Here is a 16131-nt window from a genome sequence, read left to right as displayed (position 1 = left end):
GCGCTCACTGAGAGCCGCAGCAAGCGCGAAATCGCCGCCTCCGTGAGCGCGAGGGATGGACGAATACAGAAACCCGCCCTTCGCGCTCACGGTGGGCATCAAATGTGACCACGAACGGTCGCTGGTGAGCGCGAAGGGCGGGAGGAGCGGGAGGGGCCGTACCGCTGGAGGGCTACTCGGTAACGATGAACTTGCCGTGCTGGCCCTTCTCGGCGTTAGTCATGATGTGATTGACAAAGGAATAGGTACCGGGCTCGTTGAAGGTCATCTCGACGAATCCGCCTTGCGCCGGGAGGAGGTCTAGGGCTTGCGAGCCGGTCGAGTCCTCATTCTTGATGAGGTAGGCGCCTTCCTTGTAGGCGGTATCGAATTGCTCGCCCACAACGTGGAAGCTCAAAGGCTGGTCGGGGCCTAGGTTGGTCAACCACAGGCGGACGGTATCGCCTACCTTGGCCTTGATGGGCTCTGCATCGTATTGGCCAGGGTAGTAATTGAAGGCCATGAGGTCGAAGCGGCCGTCGGCAACGCGCTGGGCGTCGGCGCCGGTGGATTCCTCGCCCAGGAAGACGTCAGTAGCCATGAGGTTATACTCCGCGTCAACGGGCTTGAGGTTCGGTGGATCGATGATGACGTTGCCGGCCATGCCGTTAGCAATGTGGAGGGACATGGGCATCGTGGAGCAGTGATACATCCAGATGCCGGAGCGGTTCGCGGTGAACTTGTAGGTCAATTCCTCGCCCGGCTGGATGGATTTCATGGTCTTATCTGGGTTGACCTCGCCGGCGTGGAAGTCAATGGAGTGGGCCATGGAGCCCTCGTTCTTGATGGTGATTTCGAACCTATCGCCCACCTTGCCGCGCAGGGTGGGGCCAGGGGCTTGGCCGTTGAAAAGCCAACGCATCTGCTTGATGCCTGGGGCCACCTCCACGACTTCCTCGGTCATCGTCCAGGTCTCTTTGTGCGTCTTCGTCTCAGCGGCCGGCTGCAAGGTGGCGTCGAAGGCAGAAAAGTCGTCGCGCTGTGCGCCGAGTTCGGCGGCGGTTGGCACGTCCACATGCGGATTGCTAGCTGAGGACACCGCATGGTCATGTCCTGCAGCGGCGCCGTCTCCCACGTTGACTTGGAAGGTCATGCCCTGCATTTTGTGGCCGGCGATGGTGCAATAGCCTTCCTCGGAGGAGTCGATGACTCCGGCATCGAGTTGGACGGTCTCACCGGGGTCAACGCGGCCGGTTTCGGCGTCGCCAATCTTAAGATCGTGGACTTGGTCGCCGGAGTTGGTGAAGTTGACCACCAGGTGGGTGCCGGGGTCGATATCGATGGACGAGGGGGTAAAGGCCATGCCGTCTACGCCCACGTCAATGGTCTGCGTTTCGCCAGAGGATACCGGTGCCGCAGACTCCGAGCCCTTGCCGGTGGAATTGACCACCGCGAGCGCGATGACCGCTGCCAGCGCGATGCCGATGAGCAACCACGAGGCCCACGATGAATCCTTCGGCGCGGGTTTGTCCGCAGGTTGTGAGGAAGAAACGCTCAGCATTTAACTCTCCAGTCTTTTCTTAAGGTAGATGGCTCGGCCGACGGCGATGACGTTGGCGGCAAGGCCTATCCCCATCATGATAAGCCCGGCCACGGTAGCGCCCAGCAATGTCAGCAGTCCGCCTAAGTTGATGAGCAACAGGCGGGCGTAGCCGGTGCGCTCGGTGGTATTAGGGCGTGCGCCGGTAAGGATGGGAAGCAGGTGGTGAAGGACACCGGTGACCAACTGCAAGAGGCCGGCGCCGAGGAAGGCGGGCAACAAAACCAGCGTGATGGCGCGCGGGTAGGCGCCCACCGCTGCGGAAATGGCGTCACCAGCACACAGCGCCAGCATCCACAGCAGTCCGGCGATAACGGCAACGGTGGCGGTGGTCAGCCGCGGCGAGCGCCCCATGACGGTGGCAAGCACCGGCTGGATGATGAGCACCGCCGCCAGGACCACGAGCAGTTGGGCCACGCCTGCGGCGCGGGTAAGGCCCACCGCATACAGCGCCATCGCCAAGGACAAGCCAACGCAGTGCACGATGAGCGCGCGAGTACACCGCGCGCGAGCGGTGGGCGAAATCGCGGTGGCCGATAGCGTGGGGAGCAACGTGACCACCGTGCCGATGACGGTAAGCCACGCGAAACCCCAGATCATGCCGCGCGAGTGGGCACCGACGAGGAGGGAATACTCACCTACCCCATTACCGCTGAGGATCACGAGCACTACGGAGACAATCATGAACACAGACGCCGCGATATAAAAGGGCACGGTCACGGCAAAAGAACCAGACAATGAGCCGCGCAGGCGCCGCGCGATGAACCACAGGTGCCAGGTGAGGGCGGCGATGATGAGGGCAGAGGCGGCGTCGGCAAGCGGGCCCCAGTCATACCCTGCCCTATCAATGAGCAGCAAGATAAGCCCGAGCTGCACTAGGCCCACGCGACTGCCGACGCCCCGGTAGTCCCCGCCCGCAGTCCGGGTCAAGGCCTCGGTGAAATGGGTGGAAAAGACGATGATTGCCGTGGTCAGCGCACCAATGGTAAAGGGGTGGATGATATCCCACCACACCACAGGAGCGCCCAAGGATGCAGCGATGAGCAGGCCGAGGCCGGTAAGGATCCACAGGCCGATAATGGCGGCGCTCAGGGTATGCCAGCGGCCGCGCGCGGCCAGGGACACGTCATGAATGCGCACGTTGCGCCTCCTTCGCAGTCAAGACAATGCCGCAAGCGAGAAAAATTAACACGGCGATTATCGTAACCACCCCGCCGGTGCGGAGGGCAGTGGTGTGCTCGGCGCAATCGGCAAGGATGCGCAACGCGAGGCCGCCGTGTAAGAGCGCTACCGGCACATAGAGGACCGGGCGGTACGGCAATCGGCGGCGGATAACGGAGGTGAAAATGATGGGAGCATGCGCGAAAATCATGGACATGACAAAGCCCAAGAAGATGGCGTGCACTGCGGCATCATAGGCAAAGCCGGTGGACTGCCCGTGCAGCAGCCAGAGGTAACCGCCGAGGGCGAGCCAGCCGTAGCCGGCCAACATGCACGCCGCCGAGTAGCGCGGCAGGCCGTGAGAGCGCACCAGATTCTTGGCCACGTCTACCCGCGCGGTGGCCGCAGCGATGGCGATGAGCACCAAGCCCATGGCGCGATAGCCCACCGCTGGGGCAAGCACGTAGACGACACTGGCTGCCGCCAGCCCCAGAACCAGAAGGGTGTGGTGGTTTTCGGCGCGGGTTCCGGCCATGGTGACGCGCGCTAGTTCCATGCGCTCGCCGATGATGGTGGCCACCGCGTAGAGGACGCACAACGGCATCGCCGCGGCAAAACCCGGGCCCATGGCCCACAGGGCAGCTGCTGCTACTCCCCCGATCACACCGGCTGCCTGCACCAGGATCGCGAGGCTCGCCTGACGGCGATAGATGGTGGCGTAAATGAAGCCAAGGACAAGGAAGCTGGCGGCAAAACACACGGCCGGGACCGCCCGCGGCAGGCCGGCGAGAATGCCCAGCACGCCGGCAACGTGGCAGACGGGCCCGGCCCACGCCCAGGAGGTGCGCACGGCAACGGTGCGCTCAAGGCCGATGGCTCCGCCCACGAAGCCGAATACCATGAGTGGTCCGTGGTCGGCGGCGAAAGACGCGCCAGGGGTGGCGGTCAACCCCAATAGGGTGGCACCCGCAGCCAGGCCTACCAGCAACGATAGACCTGCGAAGGCGAGGAAGATGAGGCGATGCGCCACGCTATTATTTTGCACGGGTTTTATCGTACTAATATTGGCTACAGAGCGAAACTCGCACCCCTTAAGAAAGGACCACTCGCTATGCAACTGCCCATCTCCGATGCCAATAAGCCACACTCCATCCCAACTCTGAATGCCTCCGAAATTCCGCACGCTGTTCGCCACGGCGCCATCCATGGCGCACTGGACACCTTGAACGTAGGCGAGTCCATGATCCTCATCGCCCCGCATAATCCAATTCCACTGCTCAAGGAGGTAGAGGCCCGCGAGGAGAGCTTTGAGCTGGACTACCTCAAGGAAGAAGAAAACGACTTCCACATCAAGTTCACCCGCGTGAGCTAAACCCGCGCGGGGCGGAGGGCTATCCTGGATAGGTCACACTACCGCCGTAGAAGGAGCCCTCCGCAGATGAAGAAGCGCGCCGCCGCACTCCTCGCCGCCCTCGCATTCGCCCTTGCGGCCTGCGCTCCCCCAACGTCAACGACTTCCGCCCAGGACGCGGATGCTGCCACGCTCAATGTCTTGGCTGCATCCTCCACCCGCGTCATCAATGATGAACTCACTCAGCGCGCCGGCCAGCTCGCGCCGCCGGTAAATCTGAGCTTTGAAAATGGCGGCTCCTCCGATTTGGTGAGCAAGCTGCGCGAGGGCGCCCCGGCCGATCTTCTCCTCACGGCTTCGAAAAAGACCATGGATAAGGCGGTGCAGGATGGCACGGTTGCCACGCCCGAGGTGCTTGCCACCAATGTCATGGTCATGGTCGTGCCCAAGGGCAACCCGGCGGGAATCCATTCCGTGGAGGATCTGCCCCACTCCGACCACTTCGTGCTCTGCGATCCCCAAGTTCCCTGCGGCGATATCTCCTCCCAGATCATCTCTGATAAGCGCCTGGACGTCCATCCATCCTCCCAAGAACGCCAGGTAGCCGACGTTTTAGGAAAGGTCGCCTCGGGCGAGGCGGATGCTGGGTGGGTCTATTCCACCGATGCCGCCGCGGCCGGCGATGATGTCGAGGTGATTGACATTCCTGGGGCAGAGAAATTCACTAACCAGATTGTGGGCGCCGTTACCGCAGAAGCATCCCACCCCGACCAGGCTCGCGCGGTGCTCGATATCTTGAGCGGCGACTTTGCGTCCACCTGGCGCGAGCGCGGCTTCACCCCGGCAGAGTAGACTATGTCCGCCCCACAGCCTATTCGCCCCAAAGCCCCGCTTCTTATCGGCCTCATTGGTCTCATTGCGGTAGCGACCATCATCGTCCCTGTTGCCGCCCTTGGCCTGCGCGTGCCCTGGGCGCGCATCGGCGACTACCTCGCGCGCGACGAGATCCGGGACATGCTGCCCATCTCAGTGGCGGCCGCCTTCCAATCCATGATCCTTGCGCTCATGCTGGGCTTGGGGCTGGCCCTGTGGGTGCAGCAGCTCGGCCGCGGCAGCGCCGTAGTGCGCCTCTTGGTCTACCTGCCCTTGGCCATGCCACCGGTGGTGGGCGGCTTGGCCCTTACCGCAGCTTTTGGCCGCAAGGGATACCTGGCCCCGCTTCTCGACGCCCTCGGCATCCACTTCGCCTTCGCCTTCCCCGGGGTCGTTATGGCGCAGACCTTTGTGGCGCTGCCCTTCGTGGTGGTGGCGGTCGATTCGGCGCTGCGCCAGCTGGACCAGGAAATCCTCGCCTCTGCGCGCGGCGTGGGCTTGGGTCGGTGGGAGGTCCTGGGCAAAATTACCCTGCCGTCCATCGCCCCGGCCTTGGCTACGGGTGCGGGGTTGGCCTTCGCGCGCTCGCTGGGCGAGTTCGGCACGACCCTGACCTTTGCCGGCTCGCAGCCGGGGGTCACCCGCACCATGCCGCTGGGCATTTATTTAGAGCGCGAAGTCGATGCGGATGGCGCGTACGTGCTCTCCGCGCTGCTTATCGGGTTGGCCTTGGCCTGCCTGGCGCTTGCGGGCTTGCCTGTGCTGCGGCGGCGAAGCTACCAGCCGCAGGCCAGGAGGTTGCATGGGATGGACGTCGATAAGCTCCGCGCCCTTACCCGGCCCACTGATCTGCCGGCGCTGTCTGTGACCGTCGACGGTGTGCGCACGGATTTTTCCCCGCGCGCCATAACGGCCGTGGTGGGCCCGAATGGTTCCGGCAAAACAACCTTGATGGGGCGCATTGCCGGGCGCCTGAGCGGCGGGGAGGTCTCCCCGGAGGGCGCCGACGTCGTCTTGCTCACCCAGCGGCCGGGGTTGCCGCCGCGGTCGACGGCCGTGGAGGCGGTGGCCATGGTCACCCGCGATAAGGTACGTGCGCAGGAGCTCCTGGCGGCAGCGGGATTGCACGAGCTTGCCGACGTCCCCGTTCCCGCCCTTTCCGGCGGCCAGGCCGCCCACGTGGCGTTGGTGCGTGCGCTAGCCGCACGGCCGGCGGTCTTGATTGTGGACGAGCCCCTTGCCGCCGTCGATGTGAAATCGGCCGAAAGGTGGCGCCGCTTCTTGCACGCGGCCCGCGCAGACCGTACCACGCTGCTTGTTACCCATGATGCGCTCGATATCGCGCACCTGGCGCAGGACATGCTGGTCATGGAATCCGGCCAGGTGCGGGCCCACGGCGCAACCGCGCGTCTGCTTGAGGCACCGCCAACGGGCTTCGTTGCGGTGCTAGCGGGGCTCAATCGCCTCGAAGGAACCGTGACCGGGATCAGCGCGTCCGCCGTCGAGGTCGCGTGCGGCGATATTACCGTTCTGGCGACTAAGGAGGCTGCGTCTATTGAGCCTGGGCAGAAGGTGGCGGTGACCTTTGACCCGCATGCGGCCACAATTGGCGCAGCGCCAGAGGCCTGCAACCAATGGGCAGCTCGCGTCTTGGCTGTCGAGGCCACCAGCCTCGCGGCAGCGCAGCTGCGCGTTGATCTGGGCGGCCAAGAGGCTACAGTACCGGTAGACCGCGAGTTCGCTTTAAGCGTCGCGGCGGGTAACATCGTATCCTTAACAGTGTCTAAAGCAAACGTTTTTGTCCACCCCAACTAGTATTTCTGTTTTCGCAGACCCCAAGGCGGATTTCCACCATGCCTGATTCACTTCCCCGGTCCACCACCGAACTCTTTCCGGAGGCCCTCAACCTCTCGCCCAAGCAGCGCGAGGTGCTCACCGCTGTGCAGCGCCACCCCGAAGGCGCCAAGGCCGGCACCGTTGCCGAGGAACTAGGCATGCACGTCAACACCGCCCGCGGACACATCGATGAGCTGGTCAACGCTGGGGCCGTCAACGTAGTCTCCGCGCCGAGTAAGGGCCGCGGGCGCCCCTCCCTCATCTTCCAAGCCCGCATTCCGGATAATAAAGCGGTGGCAGAGGAATACATCACCTTGGTGGAAGTGCTGACCACGATGCTGGCGGATAAGGAAGAGCTTGATGACGCCGCCTCGGCCAAGGCCATAGAGATCGGGCGACGCTGGGCGCGCGCCGCGGGCGCGGATGCCTCCAATGGTGCGCTCGATACGCTCTTTGCCACCCTGCGCGATATGGGCTTTGATCCTGCCACCAAGCCGGACTCGACCGACATCGAGCTTCATGCTTGCCCCTTTGTCTCTTCGGGTCTTGAGCCTTCGCCGTTCCTGTGCGCGGTACACGCTGGCTTCCTGCAAGAAACCAGCGATGATGACACCTCGATCACCTTGGTACCGCGCCAGCACCCCAACGTGTGCCGGCTAAAAATTAAGCCTGCGTAAGCTCCACGCGGACGGGGCCGGCCACGGTGAGGTCGATGACGCGGAGGTTCTGCTCGCGGGCGTCGGCAAGAATGCTCTGCTCAATATCCTCGGTGTGCAGCACCATGACGGTGGGGCCGGCGCCGGATAGGTAGGCCGCATAGCCGCGGTTGCGCAGGCGGTTGACCCACTCCGCGGTCACGGGAAGCACATCCGCGCGGTACGGCTGGTGCAAGCGATCGCGGGTTCCCTCCCACAGGAGATCCGGGTAGTTCTGCAATGCCGCCACTTGCACCGCGGTGCGCGAGACGTTGAACGCCGCATCCGAATGCGTCACGTGTGAAGGCAGGACGCGGCGCACCGCCTGGGTGGAGGCGTGGAAATCAGGCACGAGCGCGGTGGCGCGGATATCTTCGTGCACCTTGATGGACGCGGCGCGGTAGTCCGGCAAAGAATGGCCGTCGACAGGGACATTTGTCCACGACACCACGGCGTCGCCCAACACGGAGGCGGCCGCATTATCGGGGTGGCCCTCAAAGGCGGAAGAAAGCTGCACCACTTGCTCTCGGGTCAGGGGGCTTCCCGCCAGCGCATTGCCGGCGGCCACGCCCGCCACCGCGGCGGAAGCGGAAGAACCCAGGCCGCGCGACTGCGGGATATTATTATGCGAGACCACCCGCAGGCCGGGCACGGTGGCGTCGGCCGCCGAGAGTGCGGAGCGAATCGCCTTGACCACCAAGTGGGAGCCATCGCGCGGCAGGTCTTCTGCGCCCTCGCCGAAGATTTCCACCGTAAGGCCCGATGCGGTGACCTCTACCTCGACGGTGTCATACAGGCTCAACGCCATGCCCAAGGTGTCATATCCTGGGCCCAGGTTCGCCGTAGAGGCAGGAACAGTCACGATGGCTTTCGTGCCGACTTCAACTTCGATACTCATAGCTGTCTAGTCTATGGGCCGGGGCTAGCTGCCGAGGCGGATTACGGAATGAACGGCCTTGACCTCTTCGAGCTCGCCCAAAGCAGCCACAATGGTATCCAAGGTGGCCTCCTTTGCGGCATGGGTGACCACGATGAGGCGGGCGGTGTCCGCGCCATCTTCTTGGCGCACGGTGCGCAGGGAAACGTCATTGTCGGCAAAGACGGCGGAGATGGCGGCCAGCACGCCGGTGCGGTCCTGGACTTCCATATCAATGTGGTAGCGGGTTTCTACCTCACCGAAATCTGCGATAGGCAGGTTGGCGTAGGTATTTTCACCCGGTGCGCGGCCGCCGTGGACGATATTGCGGGCTGCCCCGACGACGTCGCCAAGCACGGCAGACGCCGTAGGATTGCCGCCTGCACCATTGCCGTAGAACATCAGGGAACCTGCGGCCTCTGCCTCAACGAAGATGGCATTATAAGACTCGCTCACGGAAGCCAACGGGTGCTCCTTGGGCACCAACGTGGGGTGCACTCGGGCATTGACCGCCTCGGAGCCATCGGCACGCTGGAGGCGCTCGCAAATGGCCAGTAGCTTGATGGAATAGTCGGCTTCATTGGCCGCGGCGATATCCGCTGCGGTGACCTTGGTGATGCCCTCGCAGTGGACGTCCTCGAACTTCACTCGGGTGTGAAAGCCCAAAGACGCCATGATGGCGGCCTTAGAGGCAGCATCATGGCCCTCTACATCCGCGGTGGGATCGGCCTCGGCATAGCCCAGGCGGGTAGCCTCCGCCAGCGCTTCATCATAGGAAGCGCCCGTGGACTCCATCGCGTCCAAGATGAAGTTAGTGGTGCCGTTGACGATGCCGGAGATGCGCTCTACCTGATCGCCAGCCAAGGAGCGCCGCAGCATGCCCACTACCGGAATCGCGGCGGCTACGGCAGCCTCGAAGTAGAGATCTACACCGGCGCGGTCGGCGGCCTCCGCCAGCTCGTCTGCGTGCGCGGCAACCAGGGCCTTATTGGCGGTCACCACGGACTTTCCGGAATTAAGTGCGGCGAGCACCAGCTCGCGTGGGAAGTCGATACCGCCGATAACCTCAACCACAAGGTCGATATCGTCGCGGGCGACGAGCGCCTTGGCGTCATCGGTCAACAACTCCTGGGGCACACCCGGGCGCAGCTTATTTTTATTGTGGATGGCGATGCCGCGAATCTCGGCTGGGCCACCGATGCGGTGAGCAAAGGCATGAGCATTCTCTCCCAGCAGGCGAAAGACCTCAGCACCAACGGTGCCAAAGCCCAGCAGCGCGATACCAACGGTCTCGCCCTCGCCCTTGCCGGAATGCTCGTGTGCCTGAAGCTCGCTAGTCGATGCAGCCATAATCCGTCTCCATTGTGCGGTTGGGGTAAAGGTTTAGTGCCCGCTAAAAGCGGATACAGGACACTATACAGAACAAGCTGTCTACTTTCGCCGTAAATGGGTCAACAGATAGAAAAGTCCCCGTCACAGGCCCTGAATTAAATTAGGCGCTGTGACGGGGGCCGAGTGGCCGGGCTAGTCCACTTCGAGGGAAAGAAGATCCTCGATGGTCTCGCGGCGCAGCATGGGCTTGGTCTGGCCCACGCGCGTGGCGACGACCGCCGGGCGCACCGCACCGTTATAGCGCGAGGACATCATGTACTGGTAGCCACCGGTAGCAGCAAAGGCGATCAAGTCTCCCGGCTGGATATCATTGGGTAGCTCGCCGTCTTCAAGGAGAATATCGCCGGACTCGCAATGGAAGCCCACCACGCGGGAGGGCACCTCTTCCCCATCGCTAAAGCGGTTGACCACGCGCACGTCATAGGCCGAACCGTAGAGTGCCGGGCGGATATTGTCTGACATTCCACCGTCGACGGAGATATAGCGGCGCAGCGGCAGATCCGACTTGCCGGTTTCTACATCCTTGACGGTACCCACGCGGTAGACGGTCACCGCCGAGCCGGCAACCAAGGAGCGACCGGGCTCAACCAAGAGGAAGGGCGCCTCAATGCCCAGCTCCTCTGCGGTGTGCTTGACCGCGCCGAGCATATCGCCGGCCACGCGCTCGATATCCAGCGCCTCCTCATAAGTCATGTAGGGAATACCAAAGCCGCCGCCCAGATCGAGCTCTTCCAGCGTCACGCCCAGCTCGGTATAAATCTGGCGGTACAGCCCCATGACGCGCTCTGCGGCAAGTTTGAAGCCCTCCGCATTAAAGACCTGGGATCCCACGTGGCAGTGCAGGCCGCTCAGGTGCAGGTTGTCCGCCTCCAAGCAACGCTTGGCCGCAGCAAAGGCCGCACCCGTGGCGAGCGAAATGCCGAACTTTTGGTCCTCATGCGCCGTGGCGATGAATTCGTGCGTATGCGCATCAACACCCGGCTTGACGCGGATCATCACCGGCTGGACCTTGCCAGCCTCGCCCGCAATGCGATTGAGTTCTTCCAGCTCGAGCTCGTTATCAATGACCACGTGGCCCACGCCGGCGTCTACGCACAAACGCAGGTATTCATCGTCCTTATTGTTGCCGTGCGTGGTGATGCGCTCGGCCGGAAACTCCGCGGCCAAGGCAATCTTGAGCTCATTGAGCGAGGCCGCATCCAAGCACAGGCCTTCCTCATTGACCCAGTTCACGATCTTCTTCGAAATGAATGCCTTGGAGGCATAGTGCACGTGCTCGGGTCCACCGAAAGCGCGGGCCATATCCTGGCAGCGAGACCGGAAGTCATCTTCATCGAAGACATAGAGCGGGGTCTGGAATTCCTCCGCCAAATCCGGCAGCGGAACACCAGCAATGGTTACTACGCCGTCTTCCTCGCGCTTTGCATTGCGCGGCCAGACGTGGGCCGGCAGCTCATTGAAATCCGCCACTTACATCTTCTCCGGAGTGCTCACGCCCACCATGGTCAAGGCATTGGCCAAGACCACGCGGGAGGCTTGTGCCAGCGCGAGGCGGGCACCATGGATAGGAGCTTCGTCCTCGCCAGCCTTGGGCAGAACCTGGCAGGAGTCATAGAAGCGGTGGAAGACTGCAGCGAGGTCCTCGGCATAGCGGGCGATGCGGTGCGGCTCGCGCAGCTGCGCGGCTTCTTCCACCACGGCTGGGAACTCACCCAGGGTGCGGATGAGGTCGCCCTCGCGATCATGGGTGAGCAAGGAAAGATCCGCGCCTTCCGCATCGACGCCCAGCTCGGCTGCCTTGCGGCCGATAGAGCACAGACGGGCGTGGCCGTACTGCACGTAGTAGACGGGGTTATCGGAGGACTGGGATTCCCACAGGCCTAAGTCAATATCGATGCTCTGGTCCACAGAGGAACGCACCAGGGAATAACGGGAAGCATCCACACCGATGGCGGACACGAGATCCTCCATGGTGATGACCGTGCCCGCACGCTTGGACATGCGCACTGGCTTGCCATCGCGTAGGAGGTTAACCAGCTGGCCAATGAGCACCTCGACGGCGTCGGCATTGTAGCCCAAGGCGGCTGCGGCAGCCTTCAAGCGTGGCACATAGCCGTGGTGGTCAGCGCCGAGCATGTAGATATTCAAATCGTGTCCGCGGTCGAACTTATCGGCCACGTAGGCAATGTCACCTGCAATATAAGCTGCATTGCCATCGGACTTGACCACCACGCGGTCCTTGGAATCGCCGTAAACGGTGGACTTGAGCCACCACGCATTCTCGGCCTCGTACATATGGCCTTCGGCCTTGAGCTTTTCCAGCGCGGCATCGACCGCACCGGATTCGAAGAGGGAGTTCTCGTGGAAATAGACATCAAAGTCCACGCCAAACTCGTGCAGGGACTGCTTGATCTGCGCAAACATCATCTCCACGCCGTCTGCGCGGAAAGCTTCCTGGACCTCTTCGTCGCTGCCCTCTAGCGCGGATGGGTTCTTCTCCACGACGGCCTGGGCAATGTCCTGGATATAGGCTCCGCCGTAGCCATCCTCCGGAGTAGGATCGCCCTTCGCAGCAGCCACCAGGGAACGGGAGAAACGGTCAATTTGGCCGCCATGGTCATTGAAGTAATACTCGCGGGTGACCTCCGCGCCAGAGGCCTCCAGCACGCGGCCCAGGGAATCGCCCACGGCCGCCCAACGGGTACCGCCGAGGTGGATCGGCCCGGTCGGGTTAGCGGAGACAAACTCGAGGTTAACCTTCTTACCCGCAAAGGAATCGTTAGAACCGTACTCCTTGCCGGCGCGAAGGATCTGCGTGACGATCTCTCCCTGGGCGTCGGCAGCTAGGCGAATATTAATGAAACCAGGGCCCGCGATGTCGGCCTCTGCAACAGCATCATTGTCCGCCAAGGCCTCTGCCAACCAGCCGCCCAGCTCGCGCGGGTTTGCACCTGCCTTCTTAGCCACCTGCAATGCCACGTTGGTGGCGTAATCGCCGTGCTCAGGATTGCGTGGGCGCTCTACGGTTACCGTTTCCGGCAAAACGGAGGAATCAAGCTCATGGCTTTCCATGACCTTAACGGCAGTTTCTTTAATCAATGTGGCCAAATCAGCTGGTGTCATGTCGCACGATTCTAGTGGACTGAAAAGTCAAGTGTGAAAAGGGCCGGGCCAGAAAACTCCTCTTTGCAGGACAAACGTTTGATAACAACTTTTTGCAACATTGATATTGCGAAATAATCGCTGGTCAACAAAGGGACGCATTACGCACGTACTGCTTAAAAGGAGTAGGGTTGTGCCTACCCCCCATGTCAAGAATCAACGAGGAGCACCGTATGCGCATTGCGCTATTTTCCACTTGCATTGGTGACGCCCTTTTCCCGGACGTACAAAAGGCAACGGCACTGGTTCTCTCCCGCTTGGGCCACGAGGTGGTCTTCCCGGAGGAACAGACCTGCTGCGGCCAGATGCACATCAATACCGGCTACCAGAAGGAAACCCTGGGCATGATCCGCTCCTATGCGGATGCCTTCGCAGATCCCTCCATCGACTACGTCGTTGCTGCCTCTGGCTCCTGCGTGGGTGCCGTTCGTGAGCAGCACGAGCGCATCGCCGACCGTTACGGCAACTCCGCCGACGTCGACGGCGCCCGCAAGACCACCCAGAAGACCCTGGACCTACCGGAATTCCTGGTAGACGTGGCAGGCGTTACCAACGTGGGCGCATTCTTCCCTCACCGCGTGACGTACCACCCCTCCTGCCACGGCCTGCGCTTTTTGAAGCTGGGCGACCGCCCACTGCAGCTACTGCAGGAAGTCGAAGGCATCGAACTGGTCACCCTTCCGAATAAGGAAGAATGCTGTGGCTTCGGCGGCACCTTCGCCATCAAGAACGCAGAGGTATCCCGCGCGATGGTCACCGATAAGACTCGCCACATCAAGGAAACCGAGGCGGAGTTCGTCACCGGCGGTGACTCCTCTTGCCTGATGAACATCGGCGGCGCCTTGAGCCGCCAGCGTTCCGGCGTCCGCGCCGTTCACATGGCTGAGATCCTGGCTTCCACCAAGGAGCACCCATGGACTCCGACCTCCGCCGCTTACTCCAAGGAGACGATGCTCTAATGACCTCTTTCCTCGATACCACCCCACCGCGCGCGCCGGAAGGCTACGGCAACCTGCGCGGCAGCAAGGCCTTTGTTCCCCTGGCACACGTTGGCCTGAATAACGCCACCCAGCGCCACAACCTGCAGCACGCCACCACCTCCATTCGTGAGAAGCGCTCCAACGCTGTGGAGGAGCTGGATGATTGGCAGGAGCTGCGCGCTGCAGGTTCCGCCATCAAGGAAGACGTTGCCGCCCGCATGCCAGAGCTGCTCGAGCAGTTCGAAGAGGCAGTCAAGGCTCGCGGCGGCGTCGTCCACTGGGCACGTGACGCCAAGGAAGCTAACCAGATCATTGAGGGCCTAATCCGCGCCACCGGCGAGACCGATGTGGTCAAGGTTAAGTCCATGGCCACCCAGGAAATCGGCATGAACGAGCACCTGGAGGCAGCGGGCATCAACGCTCGCGAGACCGACCTGGCCGAGCTCATCGTGCAGCTGGGCGAGGATAAGCCGTCCCACATTCTGGTTCCGGCTATCCACCGCAACCGCGCGGAGATTCGCGATATCTTCCTCAACAAGATGCCGAATACCGATGACACCCTGCAGGCAGAACCGGCAGAGTTGGCCGAGGCATCCCGCCAGTTCCTGCGCGAGCAGTTCATGCAGGCCAAGGTTGCCATCTCCGGCGCCAACTTCGGCGTAGCAGAAACCGGCACCATCAACATCGTGGAGTCCGAGGGCAATGGCCGTATGTGCCTGACCCTGCCGGAGACCCTCATTACCGTGATGGGCATCGAAAAGCTGGTTCCTACCTTCCAGGACTTAGAGGTCTTCCTTCAGCTGCTGCCGCGTTCTTCCACCGCGGAGCGTATGAACCCATACACCTCCATGTGGTCCGGCGTTACTGAGGGCGATGGCCCGCAGAACTTCCACTTGGTGCTGCTGGATAACGGCCGTACTGCGGCCCTGTCCTCCCCGATTGGCCACCAGGCCCTCAAGTGCATCCGTTGCTCGGCTTGCCTGAATGTTTGCCCGGTCTACGAGCGCGCCGGCGGCCACGCCTACGGCTCTGTCTACCCTGGCCCGATCGGTATTTCCCTGACGCCGCAGCTGACCGGTATGAAGGACCACAACGATCCTTCCGCCAGCCTGCCTTATGCGTGCTCGCTGTGCGGCCGCTGCGACGAGGTGTGCCCGGTGAAGATTCCGCTTTCCGACGTCATTTTGGAAAACCGCCACCAGAAGGTCACCCACGCCACCCCACCAATCGAGCCGAAGCTCTTCAAGACCATTCAGCTGCTGTGGAGCAACCCGAAGCTGTGGAACAAGGCAACCCACATGGTCGCCCTGGGCCGCATCTTGGGTGGCACCAACAAGACCATCGAATCCCTGCCACTGTTTATGTCCGGTTGGTCCGAGGGCCGCGACACTGCGGTTCCGCCAAAGAAGTCCTTCCGCCAGTGGTTCGAGTCCGAAGAAGGCAAGGAACTTCTTGCCGAGGCACGTGAGGAGTCCAAAAAGTGAACGCAAAGCAGGAAATCCTAAGCCGCATCCGCTCCGCTCAGAAGCAGGCTGGTCTCCCCGACCACGTTGATGCCCCGCGCGACTACCACCACGAGGGCACCCTGAACGCGGACGAGCTGCGCGATATGCTTATTGACCGACTCGAGGATTACAAGGCCGAGGTGCACGTCACCGAGGAAGGCGAGCTCAAGCAGACCATCGCCACGATCCTCAAGGACCGCGAGTGCAACGACATTCGTTACGCCGAAGGCATGGACGCCACCCTCTTCGAGGGCTTCGACGCCAAGCCGGACGATAAGTCCGTCGATCCGCGCACGCTGAACGAGACCGACGCTGTGGTCACTTATTCCCACGTCACCTCGGCGCAGACCGGCACCATCGTGCTCGAGTCTGACGAGCGTTGTGGTCGCCGCGCACTGACCCTGGTTCCGGACCGCCACCTGTGCATCGTCCATCAGAACGAGATCGTCTACGGCATCCCCGAGGTCATCTCCCGCATGAACCCGGAGAAGCCAGCGACCTGGATCTCTGGCCCATCCGCTACCTCCGATATCGAGCTCACTCGTGTCGAGGGCGTGCACGGCCCGCGTGACCTCATCGTTGTCATCGTTAAGTAGTACTGCGTAGCCCCTCTCCTGCCTCGGCCGGTGAGGGCACCCACCTACTGTGAATATGATGCCAAAAGCATCAAAAAAGCATAGG

Annotated in this window: 14 protein-coding genes; 7 read left to right on the top strand and 7 right to left on the bottom strand. The window is 62.3% G+C overall.

Annotation, left to right across the window (positions count from 1 at the left end; translation table 11 throughout):
* Window positions 1-172: 172 nt before the first annotated feature.
* Genes MHY24_RS01370 through MHY24_RS01360 form a run of 3 tightly spaced genes read right to left on the bottom strand, consistent with a single transcriptional unit; the run spans window position 173 to window position 3785 of the window.
* Window positions 173-1540, bottom strand: a complete 1368-nt coding sequence (locus MHY24_RS01370; protein WP_239228087.1) for a multicopper oxidase domain-containing protein — start codon at window positions 1538-1540, stop codon at window positions 173-175.
* Window positions 1541-2719 (bottom strand): beta-carotene 15,15'-monooxygenase, encoded by a 1179-nt coding sequence (locus MHY24_RS01365; protein ID WP_239228086.1) that lies wholly within the window; start codon window positions 2717-2719, stop codon window positions 1541-1543.
* Entirely contained in the window at window positions 2706-3785 is a 1080-nt protein-coding gene (locus MHY24_RS01360; protein ID WP_239228085.1) for a hypothetical protein, read from the bottom strand. The genes MHY24_RS01365 and MHY24_RS01360 overlap by 14 nt, the downstream gene beginning before the upstream one ends.
* A gap of 66 nt (window positions 3786-3851) precedes the next feature.
* Here MHY24_RS01360 and MHY24_RS01355 point away from each other — a divergent pair, with 66 nt between their 5' ends.
* The 4 genes from MHY24_RS01355 (at window position 3852) to MHY24_RS01340 (ending at window position 7477) form a co-directional block, all read left to right on the top strand.
* Window positions 3852-4112 carry a DUF2249 domain-containing protein gene (locus MHY24_RS01355; protein ID WP_239228084.1) on the top strand — a complete coding sequence of 87 codons (261 nt, stop codon included), beginning with the start codon at window positions 3852-3854 and terminating at the stop codon, window positions 4110-4112.
* Window positions 4113-4178: 66 nt separating this feature from the next.
* Complete coding sequence (modA, locus tag MHY24_RS01350; RefSeq protein WP_239228083.1) at window positions 4179-4943, top strand: molybdate ABC transporter substrate-binding protein; 765 nt, start codon at window positions 4179-4181, stop codon at window positions 4941-4943.
* 3 nt (window positions 4944-4946) lie between these two features.
* Window positions 4947-6779: an ATP-binding cassette domain-containing protein gene (locus tag MHY24_RS01345; RefSeq protein ID WP_239228082.1), complete on the top strand. Its 1833-nt coding sequence runs from the start codon at window positions 4947-4949 to the stop codon at window positions 6777-6779.
* 38 nt (window positions 6780-6817) lie between these two features.
* On the top strand, window positions 6818-7477 hold the full coding sequence (locus tag MHY24_RS01340; RefSeq protein ID WP_239228081.1) for a metalloregulator ArsR/SmtB family transcription factor: 660 nt from the start codon (window positions 6818-6820) through the stop codon (window positions 7475-7477).
* On the opposite strand, the gene thrB is transcribed toward MHY24_RS01340, so the two are convergent.
* From thrB to argS, 4 genes are all read right to left on the bottom strand, one after another.
* Window positions 7464-8393: a homoserine kinase gene (gene thrB, locus MHY24_RS01335; RefSeq protein ID WP_204609443.1), complete on the bottom strand. Its 930-nt coding sequence runs from the start codon at window positions 8391-8393 to the stop codon at window positions 7464-7466. The genes MHY24_RS01340 and thrB overlap by 14 nt on opposite strands.
* A 24-nt stretch (window positions 8394-8417) precedes the next feature.
* On the bottom strand, window positions 8418-9761 hold the full coding sequence (locus tag MHY24_RS01330; protein ID WP_204609445.1) for a homoserine dehydrogenase: 1344 nt from the start codon (window positions 9759-9761) through the stop codon (window positions 8418-8420).
* Between the two features lie 174 nt (window positions 9762-9935).
* Entirely contained in the window at window positions 9936-11273 is a 1338-nt protein-coding gene (gene lysA / locus MHY24_RS01325; protein ID WP_239191524.1) for a diaminopimelate decarboxylase, read from the bottom strand.
* Window positions 11274-12926, bottom strand: coding sequence for an arginine--tRNA ligase (gene argS, locus MHY24_RS01320; protein ID WP_239191526.1), 1653 nt, complete (start codon window positions 12924-12926; stop codon window positions 11274-11276).
* Between the two features lie 212 nt (window positions 12927-13138).
* Here argS and MHY24_RS01315 point away from each other — a divergent pair, with 212 nt between their 5' ends.
* From MHY24_RS01315 to MHY24_RS01305, 3 genes are read left to right on the top strand one after another with little or no spacing between them, the layout of a single operon-like run.
* On the top strand, window positions 13139-13924 hold the full coding sequence (locus tag MHY24_RS01315) for a (Fe-S)-binding protein (RefSeq protein ID WP_204611449.1): 786 nt from the start codon (window positions 13139-13141) through the stop codon (window positions 13922-13924).
* A complete protein-coding gene (locus MHY24_RS01310) occupies window positions 13924-15429 on the top strand; it encodes a lactate utilization protein B (protein WP_239191528.1) in 1506 nt (501 codons plus the stop codon). The genes MHY24_RS01315 and MHY24_RS01310 overlap by 1 nt, the downstream gene beginning before the upstream one ends.
* Window positions 15426-16046 carry an LUD domain-containing protein gene (locus MHY24_RS01305; protein ID WP_239228080.1) on the top strand — a complete coding sequence of 207 codons (621 nt, stop codon included), beginning with the start codon at window positions 15426-15428 and terminating at the stop codon, window positions 16044-16046. Before MHY24_RS01310 ends, MHY24_RS01305 begins: the two co-directional genes overlap by 4 nt.
* Window positions 16047-16131 lie beyond the last annotated feature (85 nt).

The organism is Corynebacterium sp. ACRPQ (genome assembly GCF_022347225.1).
Classification (GTDB): Bacteria; Actinomycetota; Actinomycetes; order Mycobacteriales; family Mycobacteriaceae; genus Corynebacterium; species Corynebacterium tuberculostearicum_D.
Note: the sequence above shows the minus strand (reverse complement) of the source record. Positions and strands in the feature narration are given on the sequence as shown.